Consider the following 15,163-nt stretch of genomic DNA (forward strand, 5'->3'; position numbering starts at 1 on the left):
CCGCGCGCGGCGCAACAGACGCTGCCGTTTTGTTCCAGAGCCGTTCCAGCGGCCCGCACCACCATCCATCCAAGGAGACAGACACCATGAAACCTTTTCGTGCATTCGGAAAACTCGCGCTCACGGCCGCCGCTGCAGCCGCCATCACGGCCTGCGGGGGTTCCAGCAACGATGCGCCCAAGGGCCCCGCGCTCAAGCTGGCCATCACCGCCACCGAGGCCTTTCCGGGCACCTATGGCGCCGTGGGCGAATACGAGCGCGTGACCGGCACCATCAGCGGCGAGGTAGACCCCAAGGACCCCAAGAACGCCGTCATCCAGGACCTGGCCCTGGCGCCTACCAACGCCAACGGCATGGTCGAGTACCAGGCCGACTTCGTCATGCTCAAGCCCAAGAACATGGCCAAGGCCAGCGGCGTGCTGCGCTACGACGCACCCAACCGCGGCAACATCCTCACCATGCTCAACCCCACGGCCACGCCCAGCGATGCGGTGTACCTGGAGCGCGGCTATGTGATGCTGTATTCGGCCTGGCAGGGCGATGTGCCCAAGAGCACTGCCGCGCGCCTGACGGTGACGGTGCCCGTGGCCAAGAACAAGGACGGCAGCAGCATCACCGGCCCCTACCGCGCCGAGCTGGTGCCCACGGCCGCCAGCCCCGCAATGACGCTGCCCGGCGGCGTGTTCAACGGCACCATGATTCCGTACGAGCCCGCCAGCCTGGACAACACCCAGCCCGGCTACTCGCTCACCCGCCGCGCCAACGAGACCGATGCGCGCGTGTCCGTGCCCGCGAGCGACTGGAAGTTCGCCACCTGCGACACAGGCACCAACGCCTTCCCTGGCACGCCCAGCCCCACCAGCGTGTGCCTGAAGGGCGGGTTCGACCCAGCCTATCTGTACGAGCTGGTCTACGTCGCCAAAGACCCCAAAGTGATGGGCGTGGGCCTGGCTGCGCTGCGCGACACGGTGAGTTTCTTCCGCAACAAGGCGGCCGACTCGTCGGGCACCCCCAACCCGCTGGGCGGCCGCATCACACACACGCTGGGGCAGGGCACCTCGCAGTCGGGCAACGCGATGAAGACGTTCTTGCACCTGGGCTTCAACCAGGCGCTCGATGGCGGCAAGGTGTTCGACGGCATGTTCGCCCACGTGGCTGCGCGCCAGACGCACATCAACACCCGCTTTGCCGTGCCCGGTGGCGGCGGGGGCCTGCGCACCGACCACACGGCCTTCGGCCAGACGGCGCCGCGCGGGCTGGACAAGGACTACATGGACGACATCAGCGGGCGCCAGGGCGGGGTGATGAAGCGCTGCGCTGCCACCAACACCTGTCCCAGGTTCTTCCTGGGCCTGTCGGGCACCGAGTTCTGGCAGCTGCAGGGCTCGCCCGTGCTGACCGACGCCAACGGCACCAAGGACCTGGCGCAGCCCGACAATGCCCGCATCTATTACTACTCCAGCACCCAGCATGGCGGGGCAGGGGGCACGGCCAGCATCGCGTATGCGCCCACGCGCGCCACCTACCCCACGGGCACGGTGGTGCAGTTCAACGACACCTTCCGTGCGCTGTTCCTCAACCTGGAAGACTGGGTGGTGCGCGGCACGCAGCCGCCCGCCAGCCAGGTGCCGCGCATCGACAACGGCACGCTGGTGCGGCCCGAGGCGCTGGCCTTCCCGGCCATGAAGGGGCTGACCTGGGCGGTGGGCGGCGTGCAGACCGCCATTCCTGACTTCAGCTACCGGGGCCTGTACAACAACTTCCCGCTGTTCGACTTCGGGACGCAGTACATCCCGCAGGACGAATCGGGCATCGCCACCATCCTGCCCCCGCGCAACCTGGGCCGCGACTACGCGATCATGGTGCCGCAGGTCGATGCATCCACCGGCCTCACCCGCGCCGGCATCCGCAGCGTGGAAGCGCGTGCACCCTTGGGCACCAGCATCGAGTTCAACTACGTCGCCACGCCCGGCATCACCGACCTGGCCAACCTCACGGGCAGCTTCATTCCCTTTCACAAGACGCGGGCCGCGCGGCTGGCGGCGGGCGATGCGCGGCCGTCGCTGGAAGAGTTGTATGGCACACAAGACGGCTACGTGACGGCCGTGACCGAGGCCGCCAACACACTGGTCGCGCAGCGCCTGCTGCTGCAGCGCGATGCGGACCTGCAGATTGCGCGTGCGAAGGCGGCTGCAGTGCTGCCGTGAGGTGATGAGGCCGGGGAGCGGGGGCGGGCGGTAGGTCTGGTGCTGCCATGCTGCTGGGCGATGGCCCCCTCTCCCCAGCCCCTCTCCCGCAAGAGCGAAGGGCGAGGGGCGAGGGGCGAGGGGCAAGAATGCCGCCGTGCGTTCGAGCTCCACGCGAAAATCAAGCAAAAAACAGCCTGCAGCGCTTGATCCACCAGCGTCAATAGCTATCAAAAAAGTAGCATTTCTCTAGCCGGCGCATTGCTGCCACGGCACACCTTCAAACCGCAGCACCAAAAAATCCAGCAGCGCCCGCACCGCGGGCGACAGGTGCCTGCGCGACGGGTACAGCGCATGGATCGTCATCACCGGCAAGCTCCACGCAGGCAGCACCGCCAGCAGCTCGCCGCGGTGCAGATACGGGTTGACCAGGTAGGTGGGCTGCAGCGCGATGCCGCCGCCCGCCAGCGCGGCGCGCATGAGGGTGGTGGCCTCATTGGCGCTGAAGTGGCCTGAGACGCCCACGCGCTCCGTCTCTCCATCGCGGGTCAGCGTCCATACGCTCTTGCCAAAGTTGGCATAGCTCAGGCAGCGGTGCTGCGCCAGGTCGGCGGGCACCTGCGGTGTGCCATGCGCGGCCAGGTACGTGGGCGATGCCACCAGCACCGAATCGCAGCGCGCCAGGGGGCGACCGATGAGCAGCGGGTCGGGCTCGGCGCTGATGCGGATGGCCAGGTCGATGCGTTTTTCCACCAGGTTCAACGAGCCCTCGCTCGCGTCCAGATCAATCTTGAGCAGCGGGTGCTGGGCCAGAAAATCCGCAATCGCCGCGCCCATCTGCGCGAACGCGAACGACACGCTGCAGGTGATGCGCAGCTGCCCGCGCAGCGCGCCCTCGGTGGTGGTGGCGGTTTCTTCCTCCAGGTCCTGCGACAGCGCCAGCATCTGCTGGCAACGGCGCAGGCAGTGCTCGCCGGCGTCGGTCAGGGTCACGCTGCGGGTGGTGCGCTGCAACAGCCGCGCCTGCAGCCACTGCTCCATCTCGCCCACATAGCGCGTGACCATGGCGCGCGACATCTCCAGCCGGTCGGCCGTGGCGCTGAAGCTGCCGCTGGTGGCCACTTCCACAAACACCCGCATGGCAGTCAGGCGGTCCATATTTGCTCTATTGGTGCAACAAATATGCGCATTTTATGGGGTTTATTGGATCGATTGGCGCAAATAAACTTCGCTTCGACATCAACGCCAACCCCTCACAACCCCTTCAACACACTGGAGAAACCGCCATGTTCCGCACCACCCTCATCGCCGCCACCCTCGCCGTCGCCTTCACCGGCGCCCAGGCTGCCCAGCCCCTGCAAGTCAAGGTCTACAACGCCGACGGCAACAGCTTCAACGTCAACTCCACCCTGGTCTACGGCGAGAAGGAAGCCATGGTCATCGACGCCGGCTTCACCCGCGCCGACGCGCTGCGCATTGCCGCCAACGTGCTCGACACCGGCAAGGAGCTGAAAACCATCTACGTGAGCCAGGCCGACCCCGACTACTACTTCGGCGTGGAAACGCTGAAGGAAATCTTCCCCAGGGCCGACGTGGTGACCACCCCCGCCGTGCTGGAGAAGATCAACGCCAAGCTGGCCACCAAGCTCTCGTTCTGGGGCCCCAAGATGGGCGCCAACGCACCGCGCACGCCCGTGCTGCCCAAGGCCCTTGCGGGCAACACGCTGAGCGTGGACGGCCAGGCGGTCGAGATCCGTGGCACCACGGGCCTGCTGGCGCACCGCCCGTATGCGTGGATCCCGTCCATCAAGGCCGTCGTGGGCAACATCGCGGTGTCGGGCACCAACACCCATGTGTGGACGGCCGATACGCAAACCGTGGCCGAGCGCAGCGCCTGGGTGGCCCAGCTCGACGAAATGGCCGCCCTGCAGCCCACCGTGGTCGTACCCGGCCACATGCCCGCCGGTGGCACGCTCGATGCTGCCAACATCACCTACACCAAGGGCTACCTGCAGGCCTTCGAGAAGCATGCCGCGGCCACCAAGACCAGCGCCGAACTCATCGACGCGATGAAGAAGGCCTACCCCGCCGCGCCCATGGGCCTGTCGCTGGACATTGGCGCCAAGGTCAACAAGGGCGAGATGAAGTGGTAAGCCACCCCACCGGCTGGCCTCCAACCCTCTGAGGGGGCATGCAGGCAGCCACTGTTTGTTTGAAAGGACCAGATCGTGACCTCGCACCCCCTCCAGCCCATCCTGCAGCACCTGCACGCCGGGTGCTGGAACGCGGCGCACGACCTGGTGCAGCACGACGGCTCGATGCTGGCGGCCTGGCTGCACGGCATCCTGCATCTGCAGGAAGGCGACCTGGAAGACGCCGAGAACTGGTACGACCGGGCCGGCCGCCATTTCCGCAGCCGGGGCACGCTGGCTGAAGAGCTGGCGCTTTTCGAGGCCGCGCTCGCCACATCCGCACATCCCCCCACCCACCCTGAAAGCCCCTGATCCATGTCCGCCATCTCCGTGACCTATCTGTTCGACCCCCTGTGCGGCTGGTGCTACGCCGCCGCTCCCGCGCTGAAACACCTGCAGGGCGTGGACGGCGTCCAGGTCTCGCTCGCGCCCACTGGCCTGTTTGCAGGCGCTGGCGCACGGCCCATGGACGCGGAATTTGCCGCCTATGCATGGAGCAACGACCAGCGCATCCAGCAGCTCACAGGGCAGCCTTTCACGCAGGCCTATCGCGACCACATTCTGGGCGCGGCGGATGGCCGCTTCGATTCGGGCCCCGCCACGCTGGCGCTGACCGCCGTGGCCCGGACCGCGCCCGGGCGCGAGCTGGAGGCACTGCACGCGCTGCAGCACGCCCGCTACGTGGACGGCCGCGATACCGCCGAACCCGGGGTGCTGGCCGATGTGCTCACCGCCCTGGGCCTGAGCGACGCCGCCGCGCTCACACGGGGGCCCGATGCGGCGGCACTGCGCAAGCTGCTGGCCGAGCGCGTGGCCCAGGCCCAGTCCGTGCTGCGCGCCGTGGGCGCGCGGGGTGTGCCGCAACTGGTGGTCGCGGGGCAGGGCGGTGCGCTGCGCCTGCTCGGTGGCGATGCGCTGCTGGGGCCGCGTGAGCGGCTGGTTGATCTGGTGCGGGCGGCTGCCGCGGCCTGATGGCCGCCCCCCGCCTGATGCTGGCGGGCAGCCCCGTGCGCACGGCGCCCCGGTTTATTCCATCGACGGATCGATCAGCACCTTGGCGCCCGTGTTGCGCGCGCCGTAGAAGGCGATGGCATCGGCGCTGAGCGCACCCGCCAGCGACACCGTGCGCGCGTAGTGGCTGGCGAACGTGGTTTTCAGCTCGGCCGCCACGCGCGCGCGCAGCGCCTGGGCCGCCGCGTCACCGATTTTCTGCAGGAAGGGAAACAGCAGCCAGCCGCCCACGCCCCAGGCCATGCCAAAGGTGCGCTGGATCTCGGTGGGGCGCGTGTCCAGGTGGCCGTACAGGTACACCTGCTTGTGCACCGCCGAGCCATAGCGGCTGTACTCCTGCGCCTTGCGGTTGATGGCCGCTTCCATGCACTGCAGGATCTGCCCGGCCAGCGTGCCGCCGCCCGTGGCGTCGAACGCGATGGTGGCGCCCGTGGCCGCGAGAGCGTCGGTCAGGTCGGCCATGAAAGTGGGCGCGCTGCTGTCGCACACATGTTGCGCGCCCATGCCGCGCAGCAGCGCCGCCTGTTCGGGCTTGCGCACGATGTTGACCAGGCCGATGCCGTCCTTCTGGCAGATCCTGAGCAGCATCTGGCCCAGGTTGCTGGCCGCGGCGGTGTGCACCAGCGCGGTATGGCCTTCGCGCTTCATGGCCTCGACCATGCTCAGCGCGGTCAGCGGGTTGACGAAGCACGATGCGCCTTCGGCCGCCGTGGTGCCTTCGGGCAGCGGCAGGCACTGCGCCGCTGGCATGGCGCGGTACTGCGCGTACATGGCGCCGCCGATCACCGCCACCGTGCGGCCCAGCAGCGCCTGCGCGGCGGGGGACGACCCTGCGGCCACCACCAGGCCAGCGCCTTCATTGCCCACCGGCATGCTCTGGCCGATGCGCGCGGCCATGCCGGGCATGGCGCGTTCGGGGATGCGGGCGGTCGCCACCGGCCGGTCAGGGCTGCCGGATACCTGGACGGTGGCCAGGTCGGCGGGACCGAGCAGCAGGCCGATGTCCGACGGGTTGATGGGCGTGGCCTGCACCTGGATCAGCACCTCGTCGGGCCCCGGCGTGGGCACGGGCGTGGGCTCCAGGCTGATCTGCAAGGTGCCGTCGGGCTGGACGAGCGAGCGCAGTTGCAGCGCGGTCGCGGGGATGGTGGCGGTGGTGGTCATGGGTGGCTTTCGGTGGGAAGGAAGAAGGGCGCGCCCTTTTTCCAAGGGCGCGGCCCGGTGCCGAACATTAGAACTGGATTGCGCCGCAGCCACGGTCGCGCAAGTGCCTTGCGGCGGCAGGGTTGCTCTGGGTACCGCCGTGCAGTCCGGCACGCAGGCCGCGTCCCTCCACGCGCCGTCAACCCCCCAGCGTGCGCACCATCTGCTCGTACATCGCATCCACCGCCGGCGAGCGCAGCGACACCTTGCTGCGCAGCACCGCCACGTCCATCGAATCGAGCGGCGGCAGGTCGAACTCCGCCGGCAGGTCCTGCAGTATCTGCAGATGCGCGGGCACGCTGCAGCGCGTGAGCACCGCCACGGCCAGGCCGCTTTCCACGGCGGCCAGCTGCCCCGCCAGGCTGGAGCTGTGGTACACGATGCGGTGCGCCCGCCGCCGCGCGGCCAGGGCCTTCATCGTCGCCATGCGGGCCAGGCTGGCCGATTCATACACCGCAATCGGCAAGGGGTCGCGCCGCCACACTTCCAGCTGCGGCGAGCCCACCCACACCAGCGGCTCGTGGAACAAGAAGCGCCCGCGCTGCGGCTTGTCGCGCGAGACCAGGGCCAGGTCCAGCTCGCCCCGCCCCAGGCGCGGGATCAGCGAGGTGGACTGCTCGCACGTCAGCTCGATCTCCACCCCGTGGTAGCGGTGCGCAAAGCTGCGCAGCACCGGCGTGAGGTAGGTCGATGCGTAGTCGTCCGGCACGCCCAGCCGCACCCGCCCGGCCAGCTGCGGGCCGAACAGCGCCGTGTGCGCCTCGGCCTGCAGGTCGAGCACGCGGCGCGCGTACGACAGCAGCTCGGCCCCGGCGGGGGTCACCTCCAGGTGGCGCGGCCCGCGCAGCAGCACCGGGCGGCCCAGCGCGGCCTCCAGCTTCTTGATCTGCATGCTGACCGCCGACTGCGACCGGTGCACCAGCGGCGCCGCGCCCGAGAGCGAGCCTGCATCGACCACCGCCACGAAGGCGCGCAGCCAGTCGATCTGGAAATCCGGGTGGTTCATGGGGCGTGTCCTTGTGGGTGGGGCATGCCGCCAAGCCAGACCATGGCTTTGCGGTGATTCGTTTATCGAATGGTAGCTCTTCGAACTATGCGCTTTACACCAAAGCGGCAATCTTCGAGCATCGACCGCATGAACCACAAAGCCAGCATCGCCGCGCCGTCCACTGTTGCCAACGCCCCCACGCCCGGCAACGCGCGCGAGCGGGACGGCCAGTGGCTGCTCATCGCCGGTGGCGTGCTGCTGGGCACCATCGGCGTGTTCGTGGAAGAGGCGGGCCAGCACCCGCTGGTCACCGTGTGGTTTCGCTGCGCGTTCGGCGCGCTGGCGCTGCTGGCCTGGTGCCTGGCCACGGGCCGGGGGCGTGAATTGCTGCTGAACGGCCGCGCGCGCTGGGTGGCCTGCGCCACGGGCGTGCTCATGGTGCTGAACTGGGCGCTGTTCTTCGCGGCCATCCCGCGCACCTCCATCGCCGTGGCCACGGTGATCTTTCACATCCAGCCCATCTGGGTCATCGTGTTCGGCGCGCTGTTCCTGCGCGAAGCCGTCTCGCCCACGCAGTGGCTGGCCACCCTGGCCGCGCTGGGGGGCCTGGTGCTGACCACCGGCCTGCTGGACGGCACCACAGCGGCTGCTGCGGCCAGCAGCAGTGGCGGCTACATGGCCGGGGTACTGATGTGCCTGGGCGGTTCGCTGTGCTACGCCGGCGTCACGCTGCTTGCCAACACGCAAAAAACCATCAGCCCCTTTGCCATGGCGCTGTGGCAGTGCCTGGTGGGCGCGGTGGCGCTGGCCTGGGCCCCCTTCGTGCTGGGCTGGCCGCAGCAGGGTGCAGCCTGGGGCTGGCTGCTGGGCCTGGGGGTGCTGCACACCGGCCTGGCCTACGTGGTGCTGTTTGCCGGCATGGCGCGCCTGGTGCTGGGGCGCATCGCGGTGCTGCAGTTCGTGTACCCGCTCACGGCGGTGTTGGTGGACTGGGCGGTGTATGGGCGCACGCTCAGCCCCGTGCAACTGGCGGGCGTGGGGCTGATGGCCGCGGCGCTGTGGACGATTCGGCGGCCGGGCTGGGCTGCTGTTGCCCAATCGGGCTGATGGCCCGACAGCTCAGCGCAGCCGCTCAGTCATCGGCACAAAAACCATCGACCGCTCGGCGCACTCCGCGTCACTGGGCGGCTGCCACAGGTCGCTGGCCAGCTCAAAGATGTGCGGGGGCACCACCATCGAGAACGTCTCTCCCTGCTCGGCATTGCGCCGCAACACGCGCTCGCGCCGCACCTCGCGCGGTGCGTCCAGCAGGTACACCGTCATCGCGTCAGCCCACGGCCCCATGCGCGCATAAAAGGCGTCGCGCTGGTGCTGCTGGATCAGGCCCGCCTCCAGCACCACATCGTTGCCCGCGGCCAGCACGGCTTCTGCGGTTTTCCAGATCTGCTCCAGGCAGCGCAGGGTGCGGGGCACGTACCAGGCCATCACATCGGCGGTATCGGGCCGGTCCGGCGAAAACAGCGTGGCCATCCAGTCGTCCAGGTTCAGCGGCACGGCGCGGTGATGCTGCACCAGTTGACGCACGAAGGTGGACTTGCCCGCGCCGACCGGCCCGATGACCAGATGAATGCGGGGGGCGGTGCCTGCAACGGCTGCGGGGGTGGTGTGTGTCGAAGCGGAGTGCATGATGAGAAAGGGCTCCAAAAATGCAAAAAGCCCTCTCTGCAGGCAGGGAGAGCTTTCCATCGGGCGGACGAAAAAAAGCCCTCGACGGTGGTGGAGGGCTTTGCGGTTCGCTCCGATTCCAAGGATCAGATGCGAGGTTGGCAGTGTAGGTGGCTGGCGCGCGCAGCGTCAACCCACGGGCCGTGTGGGTGCGACGAATTCCAGCCTGCCGTCAGGGCGCTTTGGCTGCCGCGATGTGCCGCTGAAAGAACGCCAGCACCTGCGCATTGAAAACCTGGTGAAAGGCCACGCGGTCAAACCCCGCGCCATCGCGGCAGATGCCCGGCACTGCCTCGGCCAGCGCTGGCGAGCAGGGCGCCAGAAAGGCGAAGTGCCCCGCGTTGGCCGCCAGATGCCACTCGGGCGCGCTGGGCAGGCCCTGGCGCACGGTCTCCACGCTTTGCAGCGTGACGCCATCGCCGCCCAGTGCCGAGGCCCACAGCTGGACGGGGGTTTTGACTTGCCCCAGGCCTTTGGCATCGAACACGCTCAAGGGGTCGACGATGATTGCCGCCCGAATGCGCGGGTCCGGCGCGGGCGTGGTGGGGATCTCTTTGCGCCGGATCTCGCCGCACAAGGGCCGGGTGGATAGTGGCGAGCACAGGTCCTGCCGTGACGTCCAGTCCGGCACGGCGCCGATGGCCACCAGGCCCGTGTAGCCGCCGCGTGAAAAGCCGAAGAAACCGACCTTGCCCGCGTCCAGCTGCGCGCGCTGGGGCCACGCGCCCAGCATGTAGTCCGTCAGCCGCTTCATGTCCACGGGCCGCGTGGCAAAGGCCGACAGGTGACCCTGGCGGCTCAGGTCCTGAAAGTTGTCGCCCGGGTGATTGATAGCGGCCACCACATAGCCCGCCTCGGCCAGCGTGGCCGCCGTGTCGTGGTGCCCCAGGGCCGAACCGCCCGCGCCGTGCGACATGACGATCAACGGCAGGCCTTGGCCGGTGAGGGGGCAGTCCCGCGTGCCTTGCAGCACCAGCGGCGACAGGTCGATGCGGCCCGGCGGCGCGCTGCAGGGCGACCACACGGCGCCGCGCAGCGCGGGCCCGTCCTTGTCTGCGGGCACCTCGACAAAGGCAAAGCCTGCAGCGTGGGCCAGGGTGGCGGCGCAGCACAGCGCTGCGGGCAAAAGGGAACGAAAGAGCCAGCGAAAACGGGTCATGGGGATGTGGTGGGTCGGATGGGAATCAGCAGGTCGGTGCGCAGGTCCGCCTGCGCGGCGTTGCGGGGGGAGTTGAGGTAGTGCTCCAGCGTGGGGCGGTCGTCCGGCTCATAGCCGCTGGCGGGGAGCCAGCGTGTGTGGATGGCCGCCAGTGCCGCATTGATGCGCGTGTAGGGGCCGGTGAGCGTGTGGCGTGCATACAGGCCTGCCGGGATGTCCAGCAGTTCCAGCCCGCCATCTGCCACCGAGGTCTGCTCTGGCAGCACCACCGCTGCGTAGTAGCGAAACCCGCCGCCCTCCACGTCCTGCGGGTCACCGCAAGATGCGCCCAGCCGGTGGGCTGCGCGCTGGCCGCACTGCAGGTACAGCCGCCGCTGCGTGTGGGGGATGGTGGATGGCGGCCCGTGGTGGCGCAGTGCATGCAGGCGCTGCGCCGGGCGCTCAACGATCTGCACGGCCAGCGATTGCTCGGCCTTTGCGTGCGCGTTTGCATGCGCGTCTGCGGCGCCTGGATCAAGGATGAGGCGGTGCATATCCCGCTGGAATGCCCGTGGCGATTGCCCGGTGAACTGGCTGAACGCGCGGGTAAAGGCCTGCGGGCTGTCGTACCCCACCTCCATCGCCACCTGGGTGATGCTCTGCCCGCCTTGTTCGAGCAGCCGCGTGGCCAACGCCAGGCGCACGCGGCGCACCGTGGTGGCCACGGTTTCGCCCGCAATGCTGCTGTAGACGCGGTGGAAGTGGAAAGGGGAAAAGTGGGCAATGGCGGCCAGGTCTTCCAGCCGATGCGCTGCCAGCGGGTGCGCCACGATGTGGGCGATCACGCGGGCCACGCGGTTGCGGTAATGCTGATCGGCGCTCTGGTCCAGGCTCATGGCCGCAGAGTGTGCCGCAGCTTGCGCGCCGTACTTAGCCGATCTTGCTACTTTGTGGCCTGGTGCCGCGGCAGCGCTGCGCTACTTAGAGCGGCTAACAAAAATCAGCGAAGCGGTTCTGGCTAGGCGCTGCGTCGCAGGCAGTACGAGCAGTACGACAAGACGCGGCAACAACGCCAGAAGAGTTTTGTTAGCTGCTCTTATTGCCCAAACACCAGCGCCTGGTGCGCCCCCACGCCCGCCAGCACCCCTTCGGCCGACGCCAGCGTGGCGTTGTGCCGCATCAGCGTGGCGTCGCCTGCGGCGTACACGCCGGGCACCGTGGTCATCTTGTTGGCATCGGTGCGGATGCAGGGGCCCATGGGGCCTGGGTCCATCTCGCAGCCCAGTTGCTCTGCCAGCGGGCTGGCGGGGCGCGTGGCGGCGGCCACGTACAGCGCGTCCAGAGGCACCAGGCGCGTGTCGCTGGCGCCATGGGGCTGCAGGCGCACGCCGTGCAGTGCCTGCCCCGGCCCTTCCAGCGCCGCAATGCGCGCAGGCTCCACCGCAATGCCCAGCGACAGCAGCCGCTCGTGCTCGGCGGGCTCCAGCGTGGTGTCGCCGTTCAGGAAGAGGGTGGTCGGGCCCCAGTCGGCGATCAGCTGCGCGTGCATGCCCGACTGCGGCGAGTGGTACAGCACGCCCAGCCGCTGGCCCGCAAACTCGTAGCCGTGGCAATACGGGCAGTGCAGCACGCTGGTGCCCCAGCGCTCGCGCAGGCCCACAATGTCGGGCAGGCCATCTTGAACGCCAAAGGCCAGCACCAGCTTGTGAGCCTCCATGTGCGTGCCATCGTCCAGCACCACGGCAAAGCCGCTCGCCGGCGACCCCGCGCTTTGCTGCGCCGTCGCAGACACGGCCGTGCCCTGGCGCAGCGCCACCGTGGGGTAGGCCAGCAGCTTGCGCTGCGCCTGCTCGATCATCGCCAGCGGCGGCTCGCCATCCTGCCCGAAGAAGCCGTGCGACGCGGCGGCAAACCGGTTGCGCGGCTGGCCCGCATCCACCACACACACGCGCCGCCGGGCCCGCGCCAGCTGCATTGCGGCCGACAGGCCGGCAAAGCTGCCGCCTATCACGATCACCTCATACGCCTGGGTTGTTGTCATTGCTGCTGTCGCCATGAGAAATCTCCTTGTGACCGTGGCACCCGGCCACCATGCGTTCATGAAACTCGGCCGACAGCTGCGCCAGCGTCACCTCGCCCAGACGGGCCAGCAGCACCTCTTCGGCGGCTTGGTAAGCGTCAGTCAGCGCGCGGTTGACGGCCTGTTCGACGATGCAGCCCGGGCTCTCGACCCTGTTGCCCACCGCCAGCAGCGTGGGCGCGCCCAGCGCTTCGTGGATGTCGCGCAGAGTCACTTCGGACAGCGGGCACGACAGCACCCACCCCCCGCCATGCCCCTTGGCCGACGAGACAAAACCCGCATACCGCAGCCCCGCCATCAGGCGGCGGACCACCACAGGGTTGGTCTGCATGGCCTGCGCCAGCGACTCGGACGTGGCGGGGCCATCCATCTCTGCCATGTGCAGCAGCGCGTGGAGGACGTTGGAAAGGCGGCTATCTCGTTTCATGCAACATTCAAAGTTGCGTGATGTTAGCATGGGCCCAGAAAGAGCGCTGGCGGGCTCACGGAATACTACTGAATTGATAGCTGCTAGCGCTTGATGGATAAGCGTAATGTGCCAATTTGGCTTGATTCCTTCGCCCCTGTCGCACACCCCCACCCGTTCGGGTTGAGCCTGTCGAAACCCTGCGCAGCCCGGCAAGCCCTCCGCTTACCAGCACCGCAAAACGCCATACCCACCGCACCCCACACCATGACCCATCCCACCACCACGTCCCCCTTCACCGACCCCGCCGCCGTCGCCCGCTACGCCGAAGGCCCCCGCCGCAACGTGCCCGGCTACGACAGCCTGCTGCCCATGGTCCGCATCCTGCTGGCCGAGCGCGTGCCCGCCGACGGCCGGGTGCTGGTGGTGGGCGCAGGCGGCGGACTGGAGCTGGAGGACATGGCGCGGGCGCACCCCGGCTGGCGGTTCGACGGCGTGGACCCGAGCCAGCCCATGCTGGACCTGGCCGCGCAGCAGCTGCAGAGCGCAGGTGTGTCAAACGACCGCGTGGCGCTGCACCACGGCTATGTGCAGAGCGCACCGGCCGGGCCGTTCGATGGCGCGACGTGTTTGCTGACTTTGCACTTTGTGGCATGCGAGGATCGGGTGCCGATGGCCGTGGAAATCCGGCGGCGGTTAAAGCCCGGCGCGCCGCTAGTCGTGGCGCATCTGAGCGTGGCGGATGGTTCAGGCCCCGCTGGCGAGGGCGGGGCAGGGGAGCGCGACCTGTGGCTGTCGCGCTATGCCGCGTTTCAGGTGGCGTCAGGCGTGCCGCCGGAGCATGCGGCCAGGGCGCGAGACAAGATTGCTGCAGAGCTGGCGGTGCTGACGCCAGAGGAGGATGAGGCAATTCTGCGCGAGGCCGGGTTCAGCGATGTGCAGATGTTTTACATGGGGTTTGCGTTCAGGGGTTGGGTGGCGCGCGCGTGATCTGATCAAGTCGCCCCCTGGGGCATTCCGCAGCCCGGCCACGCGCTGCTAGGTAGCAAAAACAGGCTGCAGCGCTACCCCCGGGCTGCGGCCCCGGCAGGATGCAAAGCCTAGCCACGTGTGCGGGTTGCCTTCCCAACACCAGCCCAGCCGTGGGTGCTGGTTGCTCAACCACAGCGCGGGCACGCGCCGGTCCCCGCAGCGCGAGCCCAGCATCATGAAGCAGTGGTTGGGTTGCAGAAACTGTGGCCACTGCAGCAGCAGGCAAATGCCTTCCTCCACAGTGATCGGCGAGCGCTGCTGCGCCGCCAGACGCTTTTGCGCATCGCTGGGCACGGCATTCAAGGTGGCGTTGCCACGGTCCACGCCCAGCAACAGGTACGCCTCGCCCGCGGGCATCGCAATGTCGCGCGTGGGGCAAAAATCCTCTGGCTGCCTGGGGTGCAGGCGCTCCATGGCCGCCTTGCCGTTGCGGCTGACCAGGGTTAGCAGTTGCCGGGCGGGCAGGGCGGGGGTGTTGATCACGATCACGGCGTCGGCCGTGCCGGCATCAATGTCTGCAGCGCCTGGCGTACCAACGCCCGCATCACCGGGGGCGTGCGGCAGGTGGTCAAGCAGCGGCGCCAGCGCTTGGCGAAAGTCCTCCGCAGGCAGCCCCAGCGTGTGGTGAATGCCCAGCGCCACCAGCCGGTCGATCTGTGCGGACAGCGCGGCGTTCATGGCTGCGCCTTTGCGCCGTACGCCGCGTGCAACCGCAAGGGCGCTGCAGCGGCGAAGGCCCCGTTCATGCGCCCCAGCTCTTGCTCCACCACCGCCGCACGCGCGACGGGCAATGCAAACAGCTGCACCGGCTGCGGCAGCCGAAAGCGCGTGTGGTCGTGGTGCAGCACCGTCACCAGCGTGCCCAGCGGCGCCTCGTCGTCCTCTCGCACCACGCAGCTCCAAAACCAGCGCTGCCGCTCGCTGTCGTCCGCCAGGCCCCACTCGCGCGAATCGGCCAGGCCACCCGGCAGGGGCGGGTACACGGCCAGCCCGGCCGCGCGCATTGCCCGCGCCAGCGGGCTGAACAAAAGCCGCAGGTACAGGCCATACGCTCGCTCGCCAGCCCGCGCAAAGGCGTGCTGCAGCCGGGCTTCGTGGGCGTTTTGGGTGGGCTGCCAGGCACAAGCCAGCCACGCGGCCGAGGTTTCGCCCAGCCGCTCAATGGAGCTGGTGTCAATGGAAGGCATGGTCAAGGTCCGCAA

General features: G+C 68.7%; 16 protein-coding genes. 6 read left to right on the forward strand and 10 right to left on the reverse strand.

The features are described 5' to 3' along the window. Window positions 1-86: 86 nt before the first annotated feature. A complete protein-coding gene (locus tag AC1RVY_RS10135; protein WP_492806474.1) occupies window positions 87-2,207 on the forward strand; it encodes an alpha/beta hydrolase domain-containing protein in 2,121 nt (706 codons plus the stop codon). A 228-nt stretch (window positions 2,208-2,435) separates the two neighbouring features. Here AC1RVY_RS10135 and AC1RVY_RS10140 read toward each other — a convergent pair whose 3' ends face one another. Continuing rightward, the gene (locus tag AC1RVY_RS10140; protein ID WP_492806476.1) at window positions 2,436-3,344 is read right to left on the reverse strand and encodes a LysR family transcriptional regulator; all 909 of its coding nucleotides are present in this window, start codon (window positions 3,342-3,344) and stop codon (window positions 2,436-2,438) included. Between the two features lie 128 nt (window positions 3,345-3,472). Between AC1RVY_RS10140 and AC1RVY_RS10145 the strand changes: the two genes are divergently transcribed. The 3 genes from AC1RVY_RS10145 (at window position 3,473) to AC1RVY_RS10155 (ending at window position 5,350) form a co-directional block, all read left to right on the forward strand. After that, on the forward strand, window positions 3,473-4,339 hold the full coding sequence (locus tag AC1RVY_RS10145; protein ID WP_492806478.1) for an MBL fold metallo-hydrolase: 867 nt from the start codon (window positions 3,473-3,475) through the stop codon (window positions 4,337-4,339). A gap of 75 nt (window positions 4,340-4,414) precedes the next feature. Next, complete coding sequence (locus AC1RVY_RS10150) at window positions 4,415-4,690, forward strand: hypothetical protein (RefSeq protein ID WP_492806480.1); 276 nt, start codon at window positions 4,415-4,417, stop codon at window positions 4,688-4,690. A gap of 3 nt (window positions 4,691-4,693) precedes the next feature. Next, window positions 4,694-5,350, forward strand: a complete 657-nt coding sequence (locus AC1RVY_RS10155; RefSeq protein WP_492806482.1) for a DsbA family protein — start codon at window positions 4,694-4,696, stop codon at window positions 5,348-5,350. A gap of 54 nt (window positions 5,351-5,404) precedes the next feature. Here the strand turns inward: AC1RVY_RS10155 and AC1RVY_RS10160 are convergent, their stop codons facing one another. After that, window positions 5,405-6,553, reverse strand: a complete 1,149-nt coding sequence (locus AC1RVY_RS10160) for a zinc-binding dehydrogenase (RefSeq protein ID WP_492806483.1) — start codon at window positions 6,551-6,553, stop codon at window positions 5,405-5,407. A gap of 178 nt (window positions 6,554-6,731) precedes the next feature. Further along, window positions 6,732-7,598, reverse strand: a complete 867-nt coding sequence (locus AC1RVY_RS10165; protein ID WP_492255165.1) for a LysR family transcriptional regulator — start codon at window positions 7,596-7,598, stop codon at window positions 6,732-6,734. Window positions 7,599-7,727: 129 nt separating this feature from the next. On the opposite strand from AC1RVY_RS10165, the gene AC1RVY_RS10170 reads away from it, so the two are divergent. Then, entirely contained in the window at window positions 7,728-8,687 is a 960-nt protein-coding gene (locus tag AC1RVY_RS10170; protein ID WP_492806485.1) for a DMT family transporter, read from the forward strand. Between the two features lie 12 nt (window positions 8,688-8,699). Here the strand turns inward: AC1RVY_RS10170 and AC1RVY_RS10175 are convergent, their stop codons facing one another. The 5 genes from AC1RVY_RS10175 to AC1RVY_RS10195 all read right to left on the reverse strand — a co-directional run bounded on the left by AC1RVY_RS10175 (window position 8,700) and on the right by AC1RVY_RS10195 (window position 12,950). Next, a complete protein-coding gene (locus AC1RVY_RS10175; RefSeq protein ID WP_492806486.1) occupies window positions 8,700-9,266 on the reverse strand; it encodes a P-loop nucleotide/nucleoside kinase family protein in 567 nt (188 codons plus the stop codon). Between the two features lie 211 nt (window positions 9,267-9,477). After that, entirely contained in the window at window positions 9,478-10,464 is a 987-nt protein-coding gene (locus AC1RVY_RS10180; protein ID WP_492806488.1) for an alpha/beta hydrolase family protein, read from the reverse strand. After that, on the reverse strand, window positions 10,461-11,339 hold the full coding sequence (locus AC1RVY_RS10185) for an AraC family transcriptional regulator (protein WP_492806490.1): 879 nt from the start codon (window positions 11,337-11,339) through the stop codon (window positions 10,461-10,463). Before AC1RVY_RS10185 ends, AC1RVY_RS10180 begins: the two co-directional genes overlap by 4 nt. Before the next feature lie 200 nt (window positions 11,340-11,539). Next, a complete protein-coding gene (locus tag AC1RVY_RS10190) occupies window positions 11,540-12,499 on the reverse strand; it encodes an NAD(P)/FAD-dependent oxidoreductase (RefSeq protein ID WP_492806492.1) in 960 nt (319 codons plus the stop codon). Continuing rightward, on the reverse strand, window positions 12,462-12,950 hold the full coding sequence (locus tag AC1RVY_RS10195) for an Rrf2 family transcriptional regulator (RefSeq protein ID WP_492806494.1): 489 nt from the start codon (window positions 12,948-12,950) through the stop codon (window positions 12,462-12,464). The genes AC1RVY_RS10190 and AC1RVY_RS10195 overlap by 38 nt, the downstream gene beginning before the upstream one ends. 246 nt (window positions 12,951-13,196) lie before the next feature. Between AC1RVY_RS10195 and AC1RVY_RS10200 the strand changes: the two genes are divergently transcribed. After that, window positions 13,197-13,919 carry a class I SAM-dependent methyltransferase gene (locus tag AC1RVY_RS10200; protein WP_492806496.1) on the forward strand — a complete coding sequence of 241 codons (723 nt, stop codon included), beginning with the start codon at window positions 13,197-13,199 and terminating at the stop codon, window positions 13,917-13,919. Window positions 13,920-13,967: 48 nt separating this feature from the next. Here the strand turns inward: AC1RVY_RS10200 and AC1RVY_RS10205 are convergent, their stop codons facing one another. Both AC1RVY_RS10205 and AC1RVY_RS10210 read right to left on the reverse strand, forming a co-directional pair. After that, window positions 13,968-14,639 carry a DUF5701 family protein gene (locus AC1RVY_RS10205; RefSeq protein ID WP_492806497.1) on the reverse strand — a complete coding sequence of 224 codons (672 nt, stop codon included), beginning with the start codon at window positions 14,637-14,639 and terminating at the stop codon, window positions 13,968-13,970. Further along, window positions 14,636-15,148, reverse strand: a complete 513-nt coding sequence (locus AC1RVY_RS10210; RefSeq protein WP_218294334.1) for a DUF6022 family protein — start codon at window positions 15,146-15,148, stop codon at window positions 14,636-14,638. The genes AC1RVY_RS10205 and AC1RVY_RS10210 overlap by 4 nt, the downstream gene beginning before the upstream one ends. Between the last annotated feature and the right edge of the window lie 15 nt (window positions 15,149-15,163).

This window comes from Acidovorax sp. GW821-FHT11A03, from assembly GCF_058809075.1.

Excerpts from the sequence above, each read along its gene's own strand:
- AC1RVY_RS10135 (WP_492806474.1), top strand. The coding sequence starts at position 87 with ATGAAACCTTTTCGTGCATTCGGAAAACTCGCGCTCACGGCCGCCGCT.
- AC1RVY_RS10140 (WP_492806476.1), bottom strand. The coding sequence starts at position 3,344 with ATGGACCGCCTGACTGCCATGCGGGTGTTTGTGGAAGTGGCCACCAGC.
- AC1RVY_RS10145 (WP_492806478.1), top strand. The coding sequence starts at position 3,473 with ATGTTCCGCACCACCCTCATCGCCGCCACCCTCGCCGTCGCCTTCACC.
- AC1RVY_RS10155 (WP_492806482.1), top strand. The coding sequence starts at position 4,694 with ATGTCCGCCATCTCCGTGACCTATCTGTTCGACCCCCTGTGCGGCTGG.
- AC1RVY_RS10160 (WP_492806483.1), bottom strand. The coding sequence starts at position 6,553 with ATGACCACCACCGCCACCATCCCCGCGACCGCGCTGCAACTGCGCTCG.
- AC1RVY_RS10165 (WP_492255165.1), bottom strand. The coding sequence starts at position 7,598 with ATGAACCACCCGGATTTCCAGATCGACTGGCTGCGCGCCTTCGTGGCG.
- AC1RVY_RS10170 (WP_492806485.1), top strand. The coding sequence starts at position 7,728 with ATGAACCACAAAGCCAGCATCGCCGCGCCGTCCACTGTTGCCAACGCC.
- AC1RVY_RS10175 (WP_492806486.1), bottom strand. The coding sequence starts at position 9,266 with ATGCACTCCGCTTCGACACACACCACCCCCGCAGCCGTTGCAGGCACC.
- AC1RVY_RS10180 (WP_492806488.1), bottom strand. The coding sequence starts at position 10,464 with ATGACCCGTTTTCGCTGGCTCTTTCGTTCCCTTTTGCCCGCAGCGCTG.
- AC1RVY_RS10185 (WP_492806490.1), bottom strand. The coding sequence starts at position 11,339 with ATGAGCCTGGACCAGAGCGCCGATCAGCATTACCGCAACCGCGTGGCC.
- AC1RVY_RS10190 (WP_492806492.1), bottom strand. The coding sequence starts at position 12,499 with ATGGCGACAGCAGCAATGACAACAACCCAGGCGTATGAGGTGATCGTG.
- AC1RVY_RS10195 (WP_492806494.1), bottom strand. The coding sequence starts at position 12,950 with ATGAAACGAGATAGCCGCCTTTCCAACGTCCTCCACGCGCTGCTGCAC.
- AC1RVY_RS10200 (WP_492806496.1), top strand. The coding sequence starts at position 13,197 with ATGACCCATCCCACCACCACGTCCCCCTTCACCGACCCCGCCGCCGTC.
- AC1RVY_RS10205 (WP_492806497.1), bottom strand. The coding sequence starts at position 14,639 with ATGAACGCCGCGCTGTCCGCACAGATCGACCGGCTGGTGGCGCTGGGC.
- AC1RVY_RS10210 (WP_218294334.1), bottom strand. The coding sequence starts at position 15,148 with ATGCCTTCCATTGACACCAGCTCCATTGAGCGGCTGGGCGAAACCTCG.